This is a genomic window from Paenibacillus sp. ov031 (genome assembly GCF_900143165.1).
GTDB lineage: Bacteria > Bacillota > Bacilli > Paenibacillales > Paenibacillaceae > Paenibacillus > Paenibacillus marchantiae.
The window spans coordinates 50,596-69,402 of the sequence record NZ_FRDO01000004.1; the positions used below are offsets into that span (position 1 = coordinate 50,596).

Annotated in this window: 14 protein-coding genes; all 14 read right to left on the reverse strand. The window is 47.9% G+C overall.

Going from position 1 to position 18,807, the window contains the following annotated elements:
* Positions 1-209 precede the first annotated feature (209 nt).
* The 14 genes from ftsZ to BUA17_RS17820 all read right to left on the reverse strand — a co-directional run bounded on the left by ftsZ (position 210) and on the right by BUA17_RS17820 (position 18,796).
* Positions 210-1,322 carry a cell division protein FtsZ gene (gene ftsZ, locus BUA17_RS17755; protein WP_063566980.1) on the reverse strand — a complete coding sequence of 371 codons (1,113 nt, stop codon included), beginning with the start codon at positions 1,320-1,322 and terminating at the stop codon, positions 210-212.
* Between the two features lie 150 nt (positions 1,323-1,472).
* Positions 1,473-2,756 carry a cell division protein FtsA gene (gene ftsA, locus BUA17_RS17760; RefSeq protein WP_063566981.1) on the reverse strand — a complete coding sequence of 428 codons (1,284 nt, stop codon included), beginning with the start codon at positions 2,754-2,756 and terminating at the stop codon, positions 1,473-1,475.
* A 293-nt stretch (positions 2,757-3,049) separates the two neighbouring features.
* The gene (locus BUA17_RS17765) at positions 3,050-3,817 is read right to left on the reverse strand and encodes a cell division protein FtsQ/DivIB (RefSeq protein ID WP_063566982.1); all 768 of its coding nucleotides are present in this window, start codon (positions 3,815-3,817) and stop codon (positions 3,050-3,052) included.
* Between the two features lie 58 nt (positions 3,818-3,875).
* The gene (murA, locus tag BUA17_RS17770; protein WP_063566983.1) at positions 3,876-5,159 is read right to left on the reverse strand and encodes a UDP-N-acetylglucosamine 1-carboxyvinyltransferase; all 1,284 of its coding nucleotides are present in this window, start codon (positions 5,157-5,159) and stop codon (positions 3,876-3,878) included.
* 17 nt (positions 5,160-5,176) lie between these two features.
* On the reverse strand, positions 5,177-6,082 hold the full coding sequence (gene murB / locus BUA17_RS17775; protein WP_063566984.1) for a UDP-N-acetylmuramate dehydrogenase: 906 nt from the start codon (positions 6,080-6,082) through the stop codon (positions 5,177-5,179).
* A gap of 148 nt (positions 6,083-6,230) precedes the next feature.
* Positions 6,231-7,340, reverse strand: a complete 1,110-nt coding sequence (gene murG, locus BUA17_RS17780; RefSeq protein ID WP_063566985.1) for an undecaprenyldiphospho-muramoylpentapeptide beta-N-acetylglucosaminyltransferase — start codon at positions 7,338-7,340, stop codon at positions 6,231-6,233.
* A gap of 7 nt (positions 7,341-7,347) precedes the next feature.
* A complete protein-coding gene (spoVE, locus tag BUA17_RS17785) occupies positions 7,348-8,445 on the reverse strand; it encodes a stage V sporulation protein E (protein ID WP_063566986.1) in 1,098 nt (365 codons plus the stop codon).
* Between the two features lie 47 nt (positions 8,446-8,492).
* Positions 8,493-9,914, reverse strand: coding sequence for a UDP-N-acetylmuramoyl-L-alanine--D-glutamate ligase (gene murD, locus BUA17_RS17790; protein ID WP_072734483.1), 1,422 nt, complete (start codon positions 9,912-9,914; stop codon positions 8,493-8,495).
* Between the two features lie 3 nt (positions 9,915-9,917).
* The gene (mraY, locus tag BUA17_RS17795) at positions 9,918-10,886 is read right to left on the reverse strand and encodes a phospho-N-acetylmuramoyl-pentapeptide-transferase (RefSeq protein WP_064636441.1); all 969 of its coding nucleotides are present in this window, start codon (positions 10,884-10,886) and stop codon (positions 9,918-9,920) included.
* A gap of 12 nt (positions 10,887-10,898) precedes the next feature.
* Positions 10,899-12,311, reverse strand: a complete 1,413-nt coding sequence (murF, locus tag BUA17_RS17800) for a UDP-N-acetylmuramoyl-tripeptide--D-alanyl-D-alanine ligase (protein ID WP_072734780.1) — start codon at positions 12,309-12,311, stop codon at positions 10,899-10,901.
* On the reverse strand, positions 12,311-13,798 hold the full coding sequence (locus BUA17_RS17805) for a UDP-N-acetylmuramoyl-L-alanyl-D-glutamate--2,6-diaminopimelate ligase (protein WP_072734484.1): 1,488 nt from the start codon (positions 13,796-13,798) through the stop codon (positions 12,311-12,313). The genes murF and BUA17_RS17805 overlap by 1 nt, the downstream gene beginning before the upstream one ends.
* A gap of 130 nt (positions 13,799-13,928) precedes the next feature.
* Positions 13,929-15,893, reverse strand: coding sequence for a stage V sporulation protein D (locus BUA17_RS17810; RefSeq protein WP_053781224.1), 1,965 nt, complete (start codon positions 15,891-15,893; stop codon positions 13,929-13,931).
* A gap of 93 nt (positions 15,894-15,986) precedes the next feature.
* Positions 15,987-18,317 carry a penicillin-binding transpeptidase domain-containing protein gene (locus tag BUA17_RS17815; RefSeq protein WP_072734485.1) on the reverse strand — a complete coding sequence of 777 codons (2,331 nt, stop codon included), beginning with the start codon at positions 18,315-18,317 and terminating at the stop codon, positions 15,987-15,989.
* A gap of 50 nt (positions 18,318-18,367) precedes the next feature.
* Positions 18,368-18,796, reverse strand: coding sequence for a hypothetical protein (locus BUA17_RS17820; RefSeq protein ID WP_072734486.1), 429 nt, complete (start codon positions 18,794-18,796; stop codon positions 18,368-18,370).
* Positions 18,797-18,807 lie beyond the last annotated feature (11 nt).

Here is an 18,807-nt window from a genome sequence, read left to right on the forward strand (position 1 = left end):
GATATTCATGAGCATATTCACAAGTATAAGGAGCTCACTTTTCAAAGTCTGTCTAATCATGGGGGGATCGTTCCAACTTTTTTTGTCGGAATTGCTCAGACCCGTTGTTCAGAATTTGTTCAATACGATGTGATAGGATAATAAAAAAACAAAAAGACCCGGTTACTCCTATCAGGAGTACCGGGTCTTCATTGAAATCTATTGGAGTATTAATCGTTGTTATTATTGCGTGAACGATTGCGCAAAAATGTCGGAATATCCAGCTGATCATTGCTCGGCTGATTTCCGAAAGGACGCAGGTTCGGCGAACGGTTATCCGCAGGCTCACTTGCTGGAGCAGGTTTGCGTCCAGGTGGAGGCGAAGCAGGCTTGTCCTCAAATCCGGTCGCGATAACTGTAACCTTGATCTCCTCTTTCAGATCCTCATCAATGATGGCACCAAAGATCATGTTCACTTCCGGATCGGAAGCTGAAGTAACAATCTCAGCTGCTTCATTGACTTCATACAGGGACAGGTTAATGCCACCCGTAATGTTCATGATGACACCACGTGCACCTTCGATGGACGTTTCCAGCAAAGGACTCATGATGGCTTTACGAGCTGCTTCAGCTGCACGGTTCTCGCCAGTCGATTCACCGATACCCATCAGCGCAGATCCACGCTCGTGCATGATCGTTTTGACGTCTGCAAAGTCAAGGTTGATCAGACCCGGTACAGCGATCAAGTCAGAGATACCTTGTACCGCTTGACGCAATACATTATCTGCTTGACGAAACGCTTCAAGCATTGGGGTCTTTTTGTCTACAATCTCAAGCAAACGATCATTTGGAATGACGATCAGCGTGTCCACTTTTTCCTTGAGAGCTTCAATACCTTGCTCTGCATGGCTGGAACGTTTACGTCCTTCAAATGTGAACGGGCGTGTTACAACACCCACGGTAAGTGCGCCGCACTCTTTGGCGATTTCGGCAATAACCGGAGCCGCACCTGTACCCGTACCGCCGCCCATACCCGCTGTAACAAATACCATGTCTGCACCTTTCAAGGTGTTCATGATCAAGTCGCGGGATTCTTCCGCTGCTTTTTTACCTACATCCGGGTTGGCGCCAGCGCCAAGACCACGGGTTAATTTATCACCGATTTGCAATTTATGCTCGGATTTCGCGAGGTGCAACGCCTGAGCGTCCGTATTTACCGTAATAAATTCTACACCTTGTACACCGTTTTCGATCATACGGTTGACTGCATTGCTTCCGCCGCCGCCTACACCGATGACTTTAATTTGAGCCAAGCTCTCCATCTCGAAATCAAATTCCAACATATTATTCCATCTCCCCCTCAATGTGCATGGATGGCCCGTCCAATTTTTGATTGAACCGAATCAATTTCATATATCGACGAACGAAAGCGTTTATTTTATAACCAGCGCATTCAAACGGCTTCAAGAATTGTATGAAATGGATTCAACCTGTTATATAAATTCGCTGAACATATTTTTCAGCCGTTCGAACAGACCTGGTTTTTGCTCCGATTCCTGGGCCGCATTAGGCTTAGGACGGTTGGTCGGTTTTTTGTTGTTATTATTGTTGTTGTTATTTCCACCGCCGTTGTTGATCGAGGGACGAATACGCAAACTGCGGATTACACTGTGCAAAATGCCGACTCCGCTCGTGAAGCCAGGGTCACGCACACCGATATAATCCGGCACCGCAACTCGTACCGAAGCAGCAAGCTCATGCTGAGCTACCTGCAGAACACCCGGCATAGAGACCGTACCTCCCGTTAGTATATAACCTCCAGGAAGATCATTGTAACCAAGACGCTTCACTTCTTGAGAAATCATCTGGAATATTTCTTGAACCCTCGGTTCGATAATAGCCGCCAGATCCTCTTGAGAGAATTCCTTGTCTACGTTGCTGCCGATCCGTGTTACTTTGAACATGACATCCGCAGCAGCATCATCCAGCCATGCGCAGCCATATTTCAATTTTACCTTTTCGGCTTGATCTGTTAATGTGCGCAGACCATAGGCAATATCATTCGTTACAAACTCCCCACCAATAGGTAGCGTTGAAGTTGCAACGAGACTGTCTTCTTCGAAGATGGCGATGGTTGTAGCCCCTGCTCCGATATCAACAAGCACGGAACCCATCGTTTTTTCATCCTTGGACAATGCCAGCTGACCTGCTCCAAGTGACATGAGTACCAAATCACTTACTTTCAGACCCGCTTTTTCCACGCAGCGCAAAAGATTATGTATTGCGGTTTTTGCACCCGTAATGATGGTCGCCTCTACTTCCAGACGAACACCAATCATACCACGGGGGTCCTGTATGCCCTCCAAGCCATCTACAACATACTGCTTGGCTACAACATCAATAATTTCCCGTTCCGGTGGAACCGCAATCACTTCGGCTGCTTTCAACACCCGCTCCATGTCTTCTTCTCCGATTTCACGATCCTCGTTAGACACTGCCACGACGCCGTGACTGCTCATCAGTCCGATATGATTTCCCGAGATTCCAACATATACTTCGGATATTTGAATACCTACCATACGTTCTGCATGATCCACTGCATTACGGATCGATTGCACCGTCTGATCGATATCTACGATTACACCTTTGCGAATTCCCTCCGAGTCGGCAGATCCAACTCCAATAATATTAAAGGTTCCATTATTCATTTCCCCAATAATAGCGCGAATTTTGGATGTACCGATGTCCAAACTAACAATGATGTCATTGTTGCTCAAGTCTGTGGCACCTCCTGACTCCAAATAGTAAAATACGTTCGGGTTTAAACACTCTTAAAATATATTCAACACACTTTAGGCTTTCCCTCTTTTTTCTACAATTTTTTTGGGTGCCAAGATCTGGTTGCGAGACATAAAACCTTGAAGAAAAAAGAAGGAGGCAACTCAAGTGCCATAAGTTCAAGTGTATCATTTTTTCTTCGTCTCAGAAAGAACAACTTTCATTGGATAAAAGGGGCTAAACCCCGATCCCGCCTGGTTTTGAATACTTCTCTACCGAATAAAGGCGGAAATCAGGGAGTTGCTCCTGGTTCAGCATCTTCTTCCGGGTTATCCGGAATGAAAGGCACGTACGTATCAGCCTCTAGCATCGTGATTTTCCCTGGCCGTTCCGTCTCAATGACCTGGTTGAGATACTCTACCTTATCGGACAATAGAGAAACAGTTGTAATCACTTCAAACTGTGACTTGGTATACATCCGAATCTGATCCGGGAATGAAGGTGTAGGATTCGGAATAATCTCTGAAATATCCGTCGTTAGTTCATTCGGGATCTTGGCCAACGCTTCACTCAGCTTGGCCTTGAGCGGATCGTCCGCCTTCCACTGGGTCAAAATCGGTTTCTCAACCGCAACGCCAATGGTGGCAGGAACCGTTAAGCTTGTCCCGCTTGCCAGTATGGCTTTTAGCGTACCGTCAGAACCAAGTTCATACGCAACCGTTGGATATTCCTGCACCTTGATAAGAATAGTACCCGGAAATTGTTTATCCACAGTTACGGTTGATATAGCCTTGATCGTTTTCAGTCGCTCAATCACATCAGCAGAGGTTGTCCCAAAAAACTGTTCGCCCTCCTTCAGACCGCTTTTCTCCAGCAGTTCCGAAGTTGTTGTGTATACATTACCCGTAATCTCAATTGCCGAAATCCGACTCATCGAAGAACGAAAAAAAAGTACAGCAAGTAATACAATAAAAAGAAGTAAAAGAATAAATACGATTTTACGGCTTGTGTTTCGTTTGGGCCGATTCTTCTTCAGAACCGGAATTTGACTTTTAGGCATAGGTCGCGCTCCACAAAGCCTCCGGCCCCCTTCCCTTAAGAAGGGGACTCAAAGGACGTTAATTGGCAAAATCCAGCTGCTTCGAAACGGGGGACTGTCGCTCAACCGAAGCTCCAAGACTCTGAAAGAGCTTCTCGATACGATCGTACCCTCTATCAATATGATGTACCTGCTCCACAACCGTTTTTCCCTGGGCAGCAAGGCCAGCAATGACTAGTGCTGCACCTGCACGCAGATCGGTTGCTTCCACTGTAGCCCCGTACAAACGGGGAACGCCACGGATAAATGCTGCATTCATGTCTACCGAAATATCGGCTCCCATGACATTCAGCTCATCCACATGTTTGAACCGACCCTCGAATACCGTTTCCTTCATCACACTGAAACCGTCTGCCAGACTGAGCAGCACCATAATTTGCGACTGCAGGTCTGTTGGAAATGAAGGATACGGAGAAGTCACAATGCGGTCTACTGATTTGGGACGGCTCATACAGCTCACCGTCATTATATCATTGCAGACTGTGATTTGAACACCAGTACGCTTCAACACATGTATAAGGGAAGTAAGATGAGCCGGATTGCAGTGTGTAAGCGTTACATTCCCTCTCGTTGCTGCGGCTGCAATCATCACCGTTCCTGCAACGATCCGATCAGGTATAATTTCGTAAGAACAAGGCTTGAGTTTCTCCACACCATTAATGGTGATCGTATCCGTTCCAGCACCGATAATCCGTGCACCCATTGCATTCAGAAAATGTTGCAAATCCTGTATCTCAGGTTCTCTGGCTGCATTAAATATCGTTGTTGTACCCTCAGCCGTAACAGCAGCCATCATAATATTTTCTGTGGCTCCTACACTGGGGAAATCCAGATGAATGTCTGTACCCACCAGCTTGCGCCCGCGGCATATGATCTGCTGATCCAGCTCTTCAATCGAAGCTCCGAGCGTCTCAAGGCCCCGAAGGTGAAGATCAATTTTACGTTCCCCAATGGCACAGCCACCTGGCTGGTACACGGATACTTGCCCAAACTTAGCCAGTAATGGTCCCATTAAAAAAATGGAAGAACGCATCTGCTTCATGAGATCCTCAGGCACATCATATGACCGGATGGACGATGTATCTATCGTCACTGTTCCCTGTTCATGCCGACACGTGCATCCAAGTCGTTCCAGGATATACAGCATCACTTCAATGTCCAGCAAGTGTGGAACGTTGTGCAGCGTAACTTCTCCGTCTGCCAACAAACTTGCGGCCATAATCGGTAAAGCGGCATTTTTTGCTCCATGGATGCGTATGGATCCTGAGAGGGGTTTCCCGCCTTCAATCACCAATTTGTCCAATGTATCACCTCCGGGGTTTACCGTTCACCCACTACGAAGACTTCCGGTACCAGGTTAATACCGTTTTGAGATGATATAGTGTTCTGAATCTGCTGCATTAGGGTGATAACGTCCTCTGCTGTTGCTTGGCCTGTATTGACAATGAAATTGGCATGCATGGTGGATACCTGTGCGCCTCCTTGAGTCATACCCTTTAGCCCCGCTGCTTCAATCAGGCGGGCGGCATGATCACCAGGTGGATTCCGGAACACGCTGCCAGCACACGCCATCTGCAGTGGCTGTGTACGGCGTCTACGGTCTTTATAAGCGGCCATCGATTCCGAAATGACTTTGCGTTCTCCCTGCTGGAGTGCAAATGTAGCCTCCAGCACGATACCTCTCCGGTCATGAAGAACAGAGTGGCGATAGGCAAATTCCATGTCCTCCTTGCTGTAACGTACCAATTCCCCTGTCTCCAGTACAATCTCAGCGGATTGAAATATCCGTGACACATCCGATCCATGGGCACCAGCATTCATATATACGGCTCCGCCGACCGTTCCGGGGATGCCGCTACCAAATTCCAAACCGGTCCACTCTTTCTTTGCAGCAACAACACTGAGTTTAACAAAGGAATGTGCCGCTCCGGCAGTTACCCCGCCCTCGTGAAATTCGGCATAATCAAAGCCTTCTCCCGGTTTCACGACAACTCCGCGTATTCCCTTGTCAGACACCAACATGTTTGAACCCCGTCCAAGCTGCATCCATGGGATCTGATGCTTGTGCAGCAATTGAATGAGATTGATCATCTGCTCCTTGTTTTCCGGTATGACCAGCGCATCTGCAGGACCGCCGATCTTCCATGTGGTGTATTTGGCTAGCGGCTCGTTTTCAAGAACTTTGCCGACATTGTTCTGGGATAGTAACGATATCCACTGCTGCATATTAACATCCTCCTTTACTTCAAAACCGATGAGCACGGCAGTTTTCGTTGCTGCAAGCCGTGTTGCGGCGCCATGGAACGATTGTCACGATTTATAGGGTATCTTATGTCAGTCCCGCCGTGTGTGTGACAATCGCCCAAAACGCACTTTAACGCCCTGCAGCAAGACGCCGAATCTCGCTCACAAGCACCTCGGCTGCATCAGGTTTCCCCAGTTCCCTGGAGGCTTCCGCCATCCTTTTGCGCGCCGCTTCGTCATTCATAATTCCAGCAATCGCTTTATATAGCGCCTGGCCTGTCAGATCCTTCTCCAGCATCGTAAGCGATGCACCACCGCCCTCAAGTGTACGAGCATTCGCCTCCTGATGATTATTCGTCACGTTAGGTGACGGAATCAGAATGGATGGAATACCCAGAGATGTAATCTCGGCAAGGAATGATGCCCCAGCACGATTTACAATCAGCGACGTGCATGCAAGAACCTCAGGCATGTTGTGTACGTAGGGCAGCACATGCAGATGATTTGGCATCGTTCCAAGGGAACTGCGAATCGCTTCACGCGTTTCATCAAAATAAGAATCACCAGTCACGTAGACCACGTGCACATCTTCAAGCTTGGCCAGCATCGGTGCCATATCCACCATGGCTTTATTGATTGCTTTCGCACCACGGCTACCACCAACCACAAGAACAACTCGGCTGTCCATCGGTACACCCAGTGTCGCAAAACCACGATCACGGCTAGCTTGAGCTACCGTTGTAGCCCTTGGATTGCCGGTATACACAACCCTTTTGGCTCCAGAGAATGCTTTCTCCGAACCCTCAAAACTAACAGCTACCGTGTCCACATACCGGGTAAGGAACTTGTTAGTTAACCCGGGAATGGCATTCTGTTCATGAATGACACTTGGAATACCAAGTTTGGCTGCTGCATATACGACAGGCCCACACACATAGCCCCCCGTACCGATGACAACATCGGGTTTGAATTCCTTGAGCATTTTCTTGGCTTTGCGAACACCTTGCAGAAATCTCATCACAGTCTTCACGTTGTCAAAGGACAATTTCCGGCGAAAACCTGTAATGTCAATCGATTGAAACGGAATATTCTCTTGTGGCACCAGTTTACTTTCCAGTCCACGGGTACCACCGATATATAAAAATGTCGAGTCGGGATTCTCCGCCTCACATTGCCTTGCTATAGCAACGGCCGGATAGATATGCCCACCGGTACCGCCGCCGCTTAGAACGACTCGCATCGTACATTCACCTCGCATAACGGGATAAGTTCAATAATATGCCTAGCGCTGTCAACATCAAGGTCAGAGATGAACCGCCATAGCTGATGAGCGGGAGCGTAATCCCCGTAACCGGCATAAGCCCGATCACGACACCAATGTTGATAATGACCTGCACAGCCACCATACCCACAATGCCTACACCCAGAAGGCTGCCAAAAGCATCCGGTACCGTCATCGCTACGCGCATCCCTCTCCACACCAGGACCAGAAACAGCAATAATACAATCATTCCACCAATGAAGCCTAGCTCTTCTGCCAAAATGGAAAAAATAAAATCCGTTTGTGGCTCGGGTACGTAGCTGTATTTTTGTCGACTCATACCCAGCCCCAAGCCCGCAAGTCCTCCAGGGCCGATCGCATATAAAGATTGAATAATCTGATATCCGGCACCAAGTGGATCAGACCACGGGTCCAAAAAAGCCGTTATTCGCTGCAATCTGTAGGGAGCTGCCGCAATCAGTCCGGCAAACCCTGCTATACCGCCGAGGGCAAGCAGTGATAGATGTTTCATCCGTGCTCCTGCTGTGAAAATAATCAGCATCGATGCACCCATCATCACGGTGCCTGTCCCCAAATCGGGCTGAAGCATAATAATACCAAAGGCCAAACCAATCAAGCCGAGCGGTGGCAGAAGCCCCGTCGTGAACGTTTTGATTTTGCCAGGTTCCTTGCTTAACCAGTGAGCGAGAAACAGGATCATACCCAGTTTCATGAATTCTGAAGGTTGTATGCCGAACGAGCCAATGCCCAACCAGCTTCGTGCCCCTCCCCGAACCACTCCGATGCCAGGAATCAGCACCGCAATCAGCATTATAAAACAGGCAATCAGTATAGGCTTTGCATACTTTCTCCAGACCCGGTAGTCCACATTTGCCGTAACAAACATGGCAGCAAGTCCAAGTCCGGCGAACAGCAGCTGTCTTTTGACAAAGTAAAATGAATCACCGTAGTCATGAAAAGCAAGCACCGAGCCCGCACTGTATACCATAATAATGCCGATGGCAAGCAATGCCAGAATACAAATTAGGAGCCAGAAATCCGGCGCCGGTCGCGTCTGTTTCATCAGGAGGCCACCCCTTGCATGGAAGTAGGGGCTTTCCACCCCCCTACTTACAAGTTATGCGCCGCCTCTTTAAAAATGCGTCCCCGCTCTTCATAGGAAGGAAACATGTCCCAGCTTGCACACGCCGGTGATAACAAGACCACATCACCTGGAGCTGCAAACTGTGAAGCTTCCTGCACGGCAGCGGTTAACGTCCGAGCAGCGTCCTCCTCATTATCGACGACCTTAATTTGCTTTAATCCCGCCAGTTCCGCGACCTTGGCAATTTTCTCTCGTGTCTCTCCAAGAGCAACCACAGCTTTCACGCGCTCCTGGAATAATGGCAGCAATTCCATCATGTCTGAACCACGATCCAGTCCTCCGGCAATGAGCACGACCGGTTCCTTGAAGGAGTTCAGCGCCATTACGGTTGCTTTGGAGTTGGTCGCTTTGGAATTGTTGTAATAGCCCGCTCCATTATGTTCAAGTACATATTCAAGACGGTGTTCAACCCCCTTGAAGTCAGCCAGAGGCGCAGCAAGCACAGATGGATCGGCTCCAGCGGATACAGCAATAGCTACTGCTGCCAAGGCATTTCCCACATTAAATCGTCCTGGTATTCCGATGTCTTCCACATCAATAATGACATGATGGTTGCCCTCACCGTCTGCATAGATTACCTGGCGCTTCACATCATCCTCTTCCCCATCCACGTATGGAGGATCGGCATATACCCCTGCTTCAAGCTTCTCTGTCAGCGAGAATGGGAGCAGTCTTGCTTTAATATAAGGAACCAGTCCGCGACATACCGGGTCATCCCAGTTCAGGATAGCTACATCCTCCGGTTGCTGGTTGGAGAACAATTTGGCTTTGGAAGCCACATAATCATCCATGTCCCCATGGTAATCCAAATGAGTCTCCGCCACGTTTAGCAAACTTGCAATGCGTGGACGGAAATCGGATGTGCCTTTCAGTTGGAAACTGCTAAGCTCCACCACCATCCAGTTATCCGCAGAAGCCTGCTCTGCCGCCTCACACAATGGCGTTCCAATATTACCGGCAACGATTGGTTTCAAACCGGCAAGCTCCAACATGTTGCCTACCCACGTTGTTGTGGTTGTTTTCCCGTTAGAGCCCGTGATCCCGATCATAGGCGCAGCGCATAGATGGTAAGCTACCTCCACCTCAGTCACCACTTCTATGCCTAAGGCAAGTGCCTGTTGCACAGGAGGTGCCTGATAAGGAATGCCCGGATTTTTGACTACAAGCTTCACATCACTATGAATCAGATCGTCCGGATGTCCCCCGCATACAACAGAAATTCCCAAAGCCTCCAATTCGGATGCTTCGGGACACTGTTCTCTCTCTTTTTTATCATTAACTGTAACGATTGCGCCGGCACGATCCAGTACTTTGGCGACCTGCACGCCGCTTTTGGCCAGTCCAAGCACGACCACTTGTTGTCCACGATATGATTCAGGATGATTCATTGTTTACAACCCCTTGTTGAGATAAAGTCCGAGAGCGGCCAAAACGGCACCTACCGCCCAAAAAGTAATGACAACTCGCCATTCCGACCAGCCACTCAGTTCAAAGTGATGATGAATCGGGCTCATTTTGAATACGCGTTTGCCACGAGTTTTGAAAGATACTACTTGAATGATAACGGACAGGATTTCGATGACGAAAATACCGCCAATGATGACAAAAAGAAGTTCTGTCTTCGTCACAATGGCGACGGCACCAATCGCACCACCAATTCCGAGTGAGCCTGTATCTCCCATAAACACTTTGGCCGGGTGTGCGTTGTATACCAGGAATCCAAGTACCGCACCAATCATCGCCGCCGCACATACCGCTGCTGGCATGGATGTTGCCTGCATCGCCACAATGGCAAATGCCCCAAATGCGATGGCGCTCACGCCGGACAGCAAGCCGTCCAGACCATCGGTAAAGTTAACTGCATTCGTGATGGCAAGCATCATGAATACCACAAACGGATAGTAGAACCATCCCGTCCAGTCAAAGGAGACTGATGTACCTGGAATCGATATGGCTGTGCTGTGTCCATTTTGGATAAGCAAATAGCACATCACTGCACTGAAAAACAACTGACCAATCATCTTTTGTCTAGCCGTCAGCCCCAGTGAACGTTTGAATACAATCTTGATGTAGTCATCCAGGAAACCAATCAGACCGAAGCCGAGTGTAGCCACCAGCAGGACGTAAAAGTCCGTATTTTTGACCGCTGAAAATTTCAAAAAGGCCAATGTGAACGCGAGTAAAATAACTACTCCGCCCATTGTAGGTGTTCCGCTTTTTTTCAGATGGCTCTGTGGCCCATCTTCCCGAACCTGCTGTCCGAACTTCATTCGACGCAGCAATGGAATCAAGAGCGGTGCAGCAATCACCGCCAAAATAAATGAAACACCGATTGTTAACAGTAATACCTGAAAATCCATGGGTTCACCCCTCTAGTCTACTCTATTCTGTAATGGAGCTATTTTTAGCGCTTCGACCACATCCTCAAGCTTCATGCCTCGGGAGGCCTTAAACAAGACAACATCTCTGGATTGGAGATTCTCCAGTAGATATCGGGTCAATTCTTCCTTGCTCTCAAAAGTGTGTACGGCTTCTGCTGGCATGTTTTGTCTTGCTCCTTCTGCGATACTCGCAGATAAAGGGCCATAAGCCAGCACCATATTCATTTTGTCGGGTGTAATATATTCACCGATTCCCCGATGGAGCTCATGCTCCTGAGGCCCCAGTTCTAGCATATCACCGAGCACGGCAACTTTGATCCGATACCCCTTAAGGCCCTCCAGCACATCCACAGCGGCTTTCATGGAGGTTGGACTAGCGTTGTAAGCATCATTGAGCATGGTCAAACCACTGACCCCGTTAATAATCTCGATGCGCATGCCGGTTAATTTCAGACGTGACAGTCCTGCTACAATCTGTTCAGCAGCCACTCCAAAATGACGGGCAACCGCTAATGCAGCAAGACAGTTGACCACATTATGTGTCCCCAATAATGGCAGTGTAAGAGCATCCTCTCCAAACTGCTTGGTTGTAAACGCAACCCCACTCTGTGCATTCATAATTCCAGTAGGATAATCATCGTTATCCGTCTGCAAGCCAAATGTATACCGTTGAAGTCCTTCAGGCAGCTTAGTCGCTGGCTCCGCCAGAACCTGCTCAATCAACGGTTCGTCGCCGTTGTATATCAGCAATCCACCTGGTTTCATGCCAGCAGCAATTTCAACTTTTGCCCGAGCAATCTCCAATCGAGATCCCAGTTGAAGTAGATGGGATTCACCAATATTCGTGATGATTGCGACATCCGGCTGGGCAATTAAAGATAATTCTTCAATCTCTCCTCGGCCGCTCATGCCCATCTCCAGAATTACGATCTCAGTGTCTGGTTCCATGCTAAGTACGGTAAGCGGCAAACCAATATGATTATTGAAATTGCCTTGGGTCTTATGCACTTTGAACGTGGTAGACAGAATGGCATCCACAATGTCCTTTGTTGTTGTTTTACCATTGCTGCCTGTAATACCTACAACGGAGGCCTTGTTTTCTTTTAAATAGGAGGACGCAAGCTCCTGCAATGCAACCAGGGTATCCTCCACAATAATCACAGCACCTTGAGGTGCAGCTCCATGATCCTTTTGCCATAAAGTTCCGGCAGCGCCCTTCTCTACACAGGTTTGCACAAATTCATGTCCGTCAAACCTTTCGCCAACAAGCGGGATAAAGAGACTGCCTTGAACGGGCTTACGCGAATCTGTAAATACACCTTCAACACCAACATCACCATAAGCAGCAATGTCAGTTAGTGTTCCTCCACACATCTCGGCCAATTGTGCCAATGTTCTTTTTATCAATTGGATTTGCCCCTTATCGCTTCTTTCGCTATGATCCGATCATCAAAGTCCGTCTTGGTTGTGCCGATGATTTGATAGGTCTCATGCCCCTTGCCCGCAATCAATACTACATCGGCAGGGCTTGCCATTTCAATAGCTTCATGAATCGCCTGGCGCCGATCCACAATCATCGTATAACGGTCAGGTTGAATGGCATCTTCAATCAAGCCCTGTTCAATATCCTTGAGAATCAGATCGGGATCTTCTGTCCGCGGATTGTCGGAAGTAACAAATACGATATCGCTATACTTCGCAGCAATTTTGCCCATTAGAGGCCGCTTCGTGCGATCTCGGTCACCACCACATCCAAATACGCAGATCACACGGCCTTCAGCAAATTCCTTCACCGTCCGCAATACGTTCTCCAGGCCATCTGGGGTATGAGCATAGTCAACAATGACTGCAAAAGACTGTCCTTCGTCAACAGCCTCAACACGTCCATCTACGCCGGGTACCGTTTCCAAACTACGTTTGATCTCCTCCAGCGGAATGTCTTCAACCAGAGCAGCAGCGATGGCAGCCATTGCGTTATACACATTGAATTTGCCTACCATCCGTAAACGAATATCAGTGCTGCCTCTGAATGTGTCTACATGGAAAGAAGTCCCCTGCGAGGTAATTGAAATCTGGGATGCGTGTACATCCGCATTTTCCTCCATGCCGTATGTAATGACTTCAGCTGCCGTTACAGATATAAAGTAAGCTGCAGCGGGATCATCTGCGTTGATTACTGCAAATTTGCGCTTGGAAGCATCCTCGGTATATCCGTTACCCAACCGTGCAAAGAACAGTCCTTTCGCTCCACGATATTCTTCCATGGAATGATGGTAATCCAGATGATCCTGCGTCAAATTGGTAAATACAGCCGTGCGGAATTCCGTCCCCTTCACCCGACCTTGCTCCAAAGCGTGGGATGAAACTTCCATAACACAACAGTCCGTGCCTGCTTGAACCATATCATTCAGACTGCGCTGTAGATCAAGTGCTTCCGGTGTAGTACCTGACATCGGGTATGTGCGCCCGTCATAGCGCATTTGAATGGTCCCGATTAATCCTGTTTTTTGACCAAAGTCACTCATGATTTTTTCAATTAAATAGGTAGTCGTTGTTTTTCCGTTGGTTCCCGTTACACCAATCATATTCATCTTGCGGCTTGGCGAGTCAAAAAAGGAATCTGCCAGTACAGCCATGGCGAAACGGCTGTCTTTTACCAGCAACTGCGGAACAGGCAGATCCAGCTCTCGTTCCACAACCAGAGCGACAGCCCCAGCGTTTACAGCCTTCTCAGCATAGTTATGTCCGTCAACCGTATGTCCTGGAAGACAGATAAACAGATCTCCCGGTTGTACCTGGCGAGAATCTGTCTGTAGGTTTTGACATTCTGTATTTGGTTCGCCAATGACACGGGCGGTTGTTAGCATTGATGAAAGTTGTTTTAAAAGCACATGAATAACCTCACTTTTTCCAAGTTTACTTCAATTTCAACAGTTCTCTGTAATCATTAATATCGTAAACACAGCCAATTAATGAAACGCAACTCAGTGCATTTTGTTGCGGTGGGGATCAAGAGCCCCATCAGGGCTCTTGTCCTTCCTCCTTGGTATGATCATGAATATCATTCAGAACATCACCCATATAGATTCGTATAGTAGAACCCTGATCAACCCGTGCTCCTGGTTTCGGAGCCTGGTTAATGACATATTTCCCACTGCCGGATTTGGCCAGCATAAAGTTCATATTCAGATCCTCATACAGGTCTTCGACCGTAGCTCCTGTCAGATCGGGAACCGTCACGATTTTGGTTTCTCCATACTTGTATTCTTTGGCTACCTGATCCTTTCGAACCGGAACATTCATATAATGCAGCGCATCCTCCAGAATGTTCTGTACGATCGGTGCGGCAACCACGCCGCCGAACTGAATCCCTTTCGGATTATCCACCGCAGTATACACAACAATCTGCGGATCATCCGCTGGAGCAAAACCGATAAAGGATACAATATGCTCGGTAGAGGAGTAACGTCCATTGATTACCTTCTGGGCCGTACCCGTTTTTCCGCCAACCCGGTATCCATCAATAAACGCCGGACGTCCCGTACCCTTGGCGACGACACTCTCAAGTGCTTCACGTACTTGCTTGGACGTATCTTCCGAGATGACTTGACGAACCAGTTCCGGCTTGGCCTCTTCCATCACTTCACCCGTTTCGGGATGAACCCAAGCCTTTGTAACATATGGCTTGTATAGTTTACCACCATTAATAGCTGCTGACACAGCCGCTACTTGCTGAATCGGCGTAACGGATACCCCTTGACCAAAAGCAGTGGTCGCAAGCTCCACAGGACCGACCCGTGACAGTTTGAACAGAATCCCGCTGGCCTCACCACTCAGATCTATGCCTGTTTTGGTGCCAAAACCGAAGTCTTTAATATAGGAGAATAATGATTCTTTGCCCAGCCTCTGACCCAGTGCAACAAATCCAGGGTTGCAGGAGTTCTCCACGACTTGGAGGAAGGTCTGACTTCCATGGCCGCCCTTTTTCCAGCAACGCAGGCGAGCGCCTCCAACTTCAACAAATCCGGGATCATAGAACTGATCCTGCGTCAGATTTACTTTTTTCTCTTCAAGTGCTGCTGCGAGCGTAATAATTTTAAACGTTGAACCCGGTTCGTACGTCATCCAGATCGGTAAATTCCGGTTGTATACATCGGCCGGATATTGCTGATAATCGGCTGGTTCGTATCCGGGTCTACTGGCCATGCCAAGGATTTCACCCGTCTTAGGGTTCATTGCAATGGCAAGCGCCGAGTTGGCCTGGAACTTGACCATAGCCTGATCCAGCTCGCGTTCCATGATGGACTGAATCGATTTATCAATAGTCAGCTTGAGGTTCAGACCATCCTTCGGTTCCACATACTTCTCAGATGAGCCCGGCATTAGCCTTCCGGCCGCATCGGACAAGTAGGACACACTGCCATTCAAACCGTTCAGTTTATCATCATACTTTTTCTCCACACCCGTTAAGCCCTGATTATCAATACCCGTAAAACCAAGAATATGAGCCGCCAGATCATCATAAGGATAAAAGCGTTTATTATCCTCAGCAACAACGATACCCGGAAGCTTCAAATCACGGATGTGCTGAGCTTTCTCCATCGTAATTTTGCGGCCACCGGGTTGTAGTCGTACAATTAGTTCTCTTTTCTTGATGGTTGCCAGCACTTTCTCTTCGGTCATCCCCAGCAAAGGAGCCAGTGCTCTTGCTGTTGTCTCCGCTTCCTTGACCTGGGCAGGAATCGCCATAATGGTTGGTGTGGTTATATTGTAGGCGAGAGAGGTTCCATTTCGATCCAGGATCTCTCCCCGTTTGGCTGAATAAGGAATATTCCGCCGCCAAGACTCTTCCGCTTTCGCAGATAGTTCCGGTCCTTTCCCTAACTGTACATAAGCAAGCCTGATCACCAAGGCTGAGAATAACAGAACTAAAATCACTAAACTCCATAACAACCTGCGCCGCAGATTTACGCTTGACCCCTTCACGAAAAGATCCCCCCACTCGTCCCAAAATCATGATTGTGTTCCATTCATGAATATTCAGGACAACCGGGGGTTAGAACAAGCTGTCTGTGATCTCTATGGAAGCGAAGCCCCGTCCGAAGTGTTACCAGACGATTTTGTCTCATTTGAAGGTGAATTTGTAGTATCCGTTTTACCCGTTTCTTCGGTGTTCCCCGTTCCATCAGCTGCTCCCTGATTGTTAGTCTCTTCCCCTAATGCTGGATCAGAAGACTCGGGAGCTTCATCTGCTATACCGGTAACTGCCGCTTTGGCCGTCTGCAGCACAAGCTCAACCGTTCTCTGTTCGCCTGCCACCTGCTCCGTTTGCTTCACCACATATCCTTCACCTTTAACGGTTACGCCCACTTTCATGAGGGAGAGCACTTCAAGTGCATCTCGTAGAGATTCGCCAGTCAGATCAGGGATCTTCATTTTGCTGCTCTCTTCGGTCAAAAGGTAGATTCGTTGGCCAGGATTCATGGCTGCACCCGCCACAGGATACTGGCGAATGACATTTTCACCCTGACCAAGCGTCTCATAGGCAATTCCTGCGTTCAAAAGTTGGCTTCTAGCCTGTTTGGCTGTCTTGCCTGACAGATCAGGAGCTTTAGATTGAACGACCGGCGTTGTTTTTGACTTTTTGTCAGTGGTCTTTACTGTATCTTTGGGAACTCCCATGTATTGAAGAGTCTGGCTCACAATCTTCTTGAATACCGGAGCAGCTGCAGTACCTCCGCCAATATTGGAACCATCAGGCTGGTCAATCACAATTAACATCGCGATTTTGGGATTATTTACAGGTGCAAATCCGATAAACGAAACGACGTCTTTGGATTTACTGTATGTCCCATTCACAACTTTTCTTGCCGTACCCGTTTTACCAGCCACACGGTATCCTTCGATATAAGCATTGCGCCCTGTACCAATCGTTTGGTCAGCTACAACCTGTTCCAGATACCCGCTCACCAGTTTGGAAGACTCCTTGGAAATGACCTGACGAACAACCTTCGGCTTGATTACTTCTGATGTACCGTCATTCGGATTAATAATTTCCTTAACCAGATGCGGTTCCATAAGTTTGCCGCCGTTGGCAATGGCCGAAATGGCTGCTACCTGCTGGATTGGCGTTACCTGTACAAGACCGTGACCGTAGGCTGCTGTGGCAATTTCCGATTTGAAGACCAGCGGCTTGATTGGTGAAGCTGCCTCGCTCGGCAGATCAATGCCCGTCTTTTTGCCAAAACCGAATTGGTCTATGTAATGACGCAAACGTTCACCGCCCAGCATGTTGTAACCAAGATTAACAAAAGCAATGTTACTGGAGCGTTTTACACCTTCAAGGTAAGAGATTCGGCCGTAAGAATGACCGTTATCACTGATAGTATATCCGCCAATATAGGTCGGTTTCGATTCAAACGTGGCATTAGGATCAAACAGCTTCTCTTCAACCGCACCCGCCAGAGTAACAATTTTAAAAGTAGACCCTGGTTCATAGATGGATTGTGTCGCATGGTTTATAAAGTCTTTTTGATCCGGCGTTTCCCAATAGGTGTTAGGATTGAAATTAGGCCAATTCGCCATACCAAGAATCTCCATCGTATTAGGATCTGCTGCAATGACAGTCATGCTCAGTGGATTGTACTGGGCTACCGCTTCTTTCATTGCATCTTCGATGTAGTACTGAATTGTATCATCAATCGTTAGCTTCAGATTGTTCCCGTTTTGCGGAGGAAGATAATTATCCTGGGAGTCAGGAAGCTTAATACCTTTGGCATCCTTCTGATAGTTCAGATAACCATCTGTACCTGTAAGCTGTTCATCATACGAGACCTCAAGTCCGTTAACAGCCTTGCCATCACGGCTCATGTATCCCAGTAGATGAGAGGCGAGCGTTTCTTCTGGATAAAATCGCTTCGACTCCTGCGTCAAGACAATCGCGTTTTTAGCCTTGTAGTCATCCTGCAGTTTTTCGCGAAATTCGTCTACCTTGGCAGCGAGTTCAGGGCTAATTTTATACCCTTCACTGCGCACTTCACGTTGTTGAAAGAACGAACCATCATCTTTTTTGGCTGTTACAAGTGCACGCATTTCACTCTCGCTTTTACCCAATAAACTAGATAATTTTTCAATAACCACATCTTCAATCCCCAGCTTGTTAATCATCTCTGGGTTTACAGACACCGTGTAAGCAGGTGCATCCGTGGCCAGAATGTTACCATTGCGGTCTGTGATTGTCCCGCGACTGGCCTTGATGGTTTGTTCGCGTTCGACCAAACCAGCCGCTCGCTCCTGCCAAATACCGCCATTAACAACCTGAATAAAAAATATGCGGGTTATCAATACAAGAAAAAAGAGGGTAATACATCCCCCTATAAGCAACGTGCGCATCTTTATTCTTTTTACCATCGGTACACCTCTTTTGCTTCAGCATTTTGTATGGATTGATACAAAATGTTCTACTTATTTGCTGTATCCGAGGACGATTCAGTACCTGTCGAGTTCGTTGTACTTGTTGAGCGAGGTACAAAAATGACATCCTTGCCGGAAGCCTCAACGTAACCAAGTTTGCGAGCATTCTCGATGACCAGATTGTTCAGTTTTTCTTTTTCCACTTGCAGATCTGCAATAGTTTTCTCTGCTTTTCTCACGTCAGACAACGTCGTCTGTGCCTGCTTATTCAGATCATAGATGTGAGCGTAACGCGACATCATTACACCACCCACAACAATGACTGCGACCAGAGTAATCAAATACAAAAATTTCTCGCGTGCCGGAAGACCGGTACGACGGGTTACCACTTTGGTGGTTTCCTTGTACCGCTGCTGGGTCACACGTTCTTGGGACGCTTTTTCTTTCACTGCCAGATTACCACGTGTATATGCCATACTCCGACTCT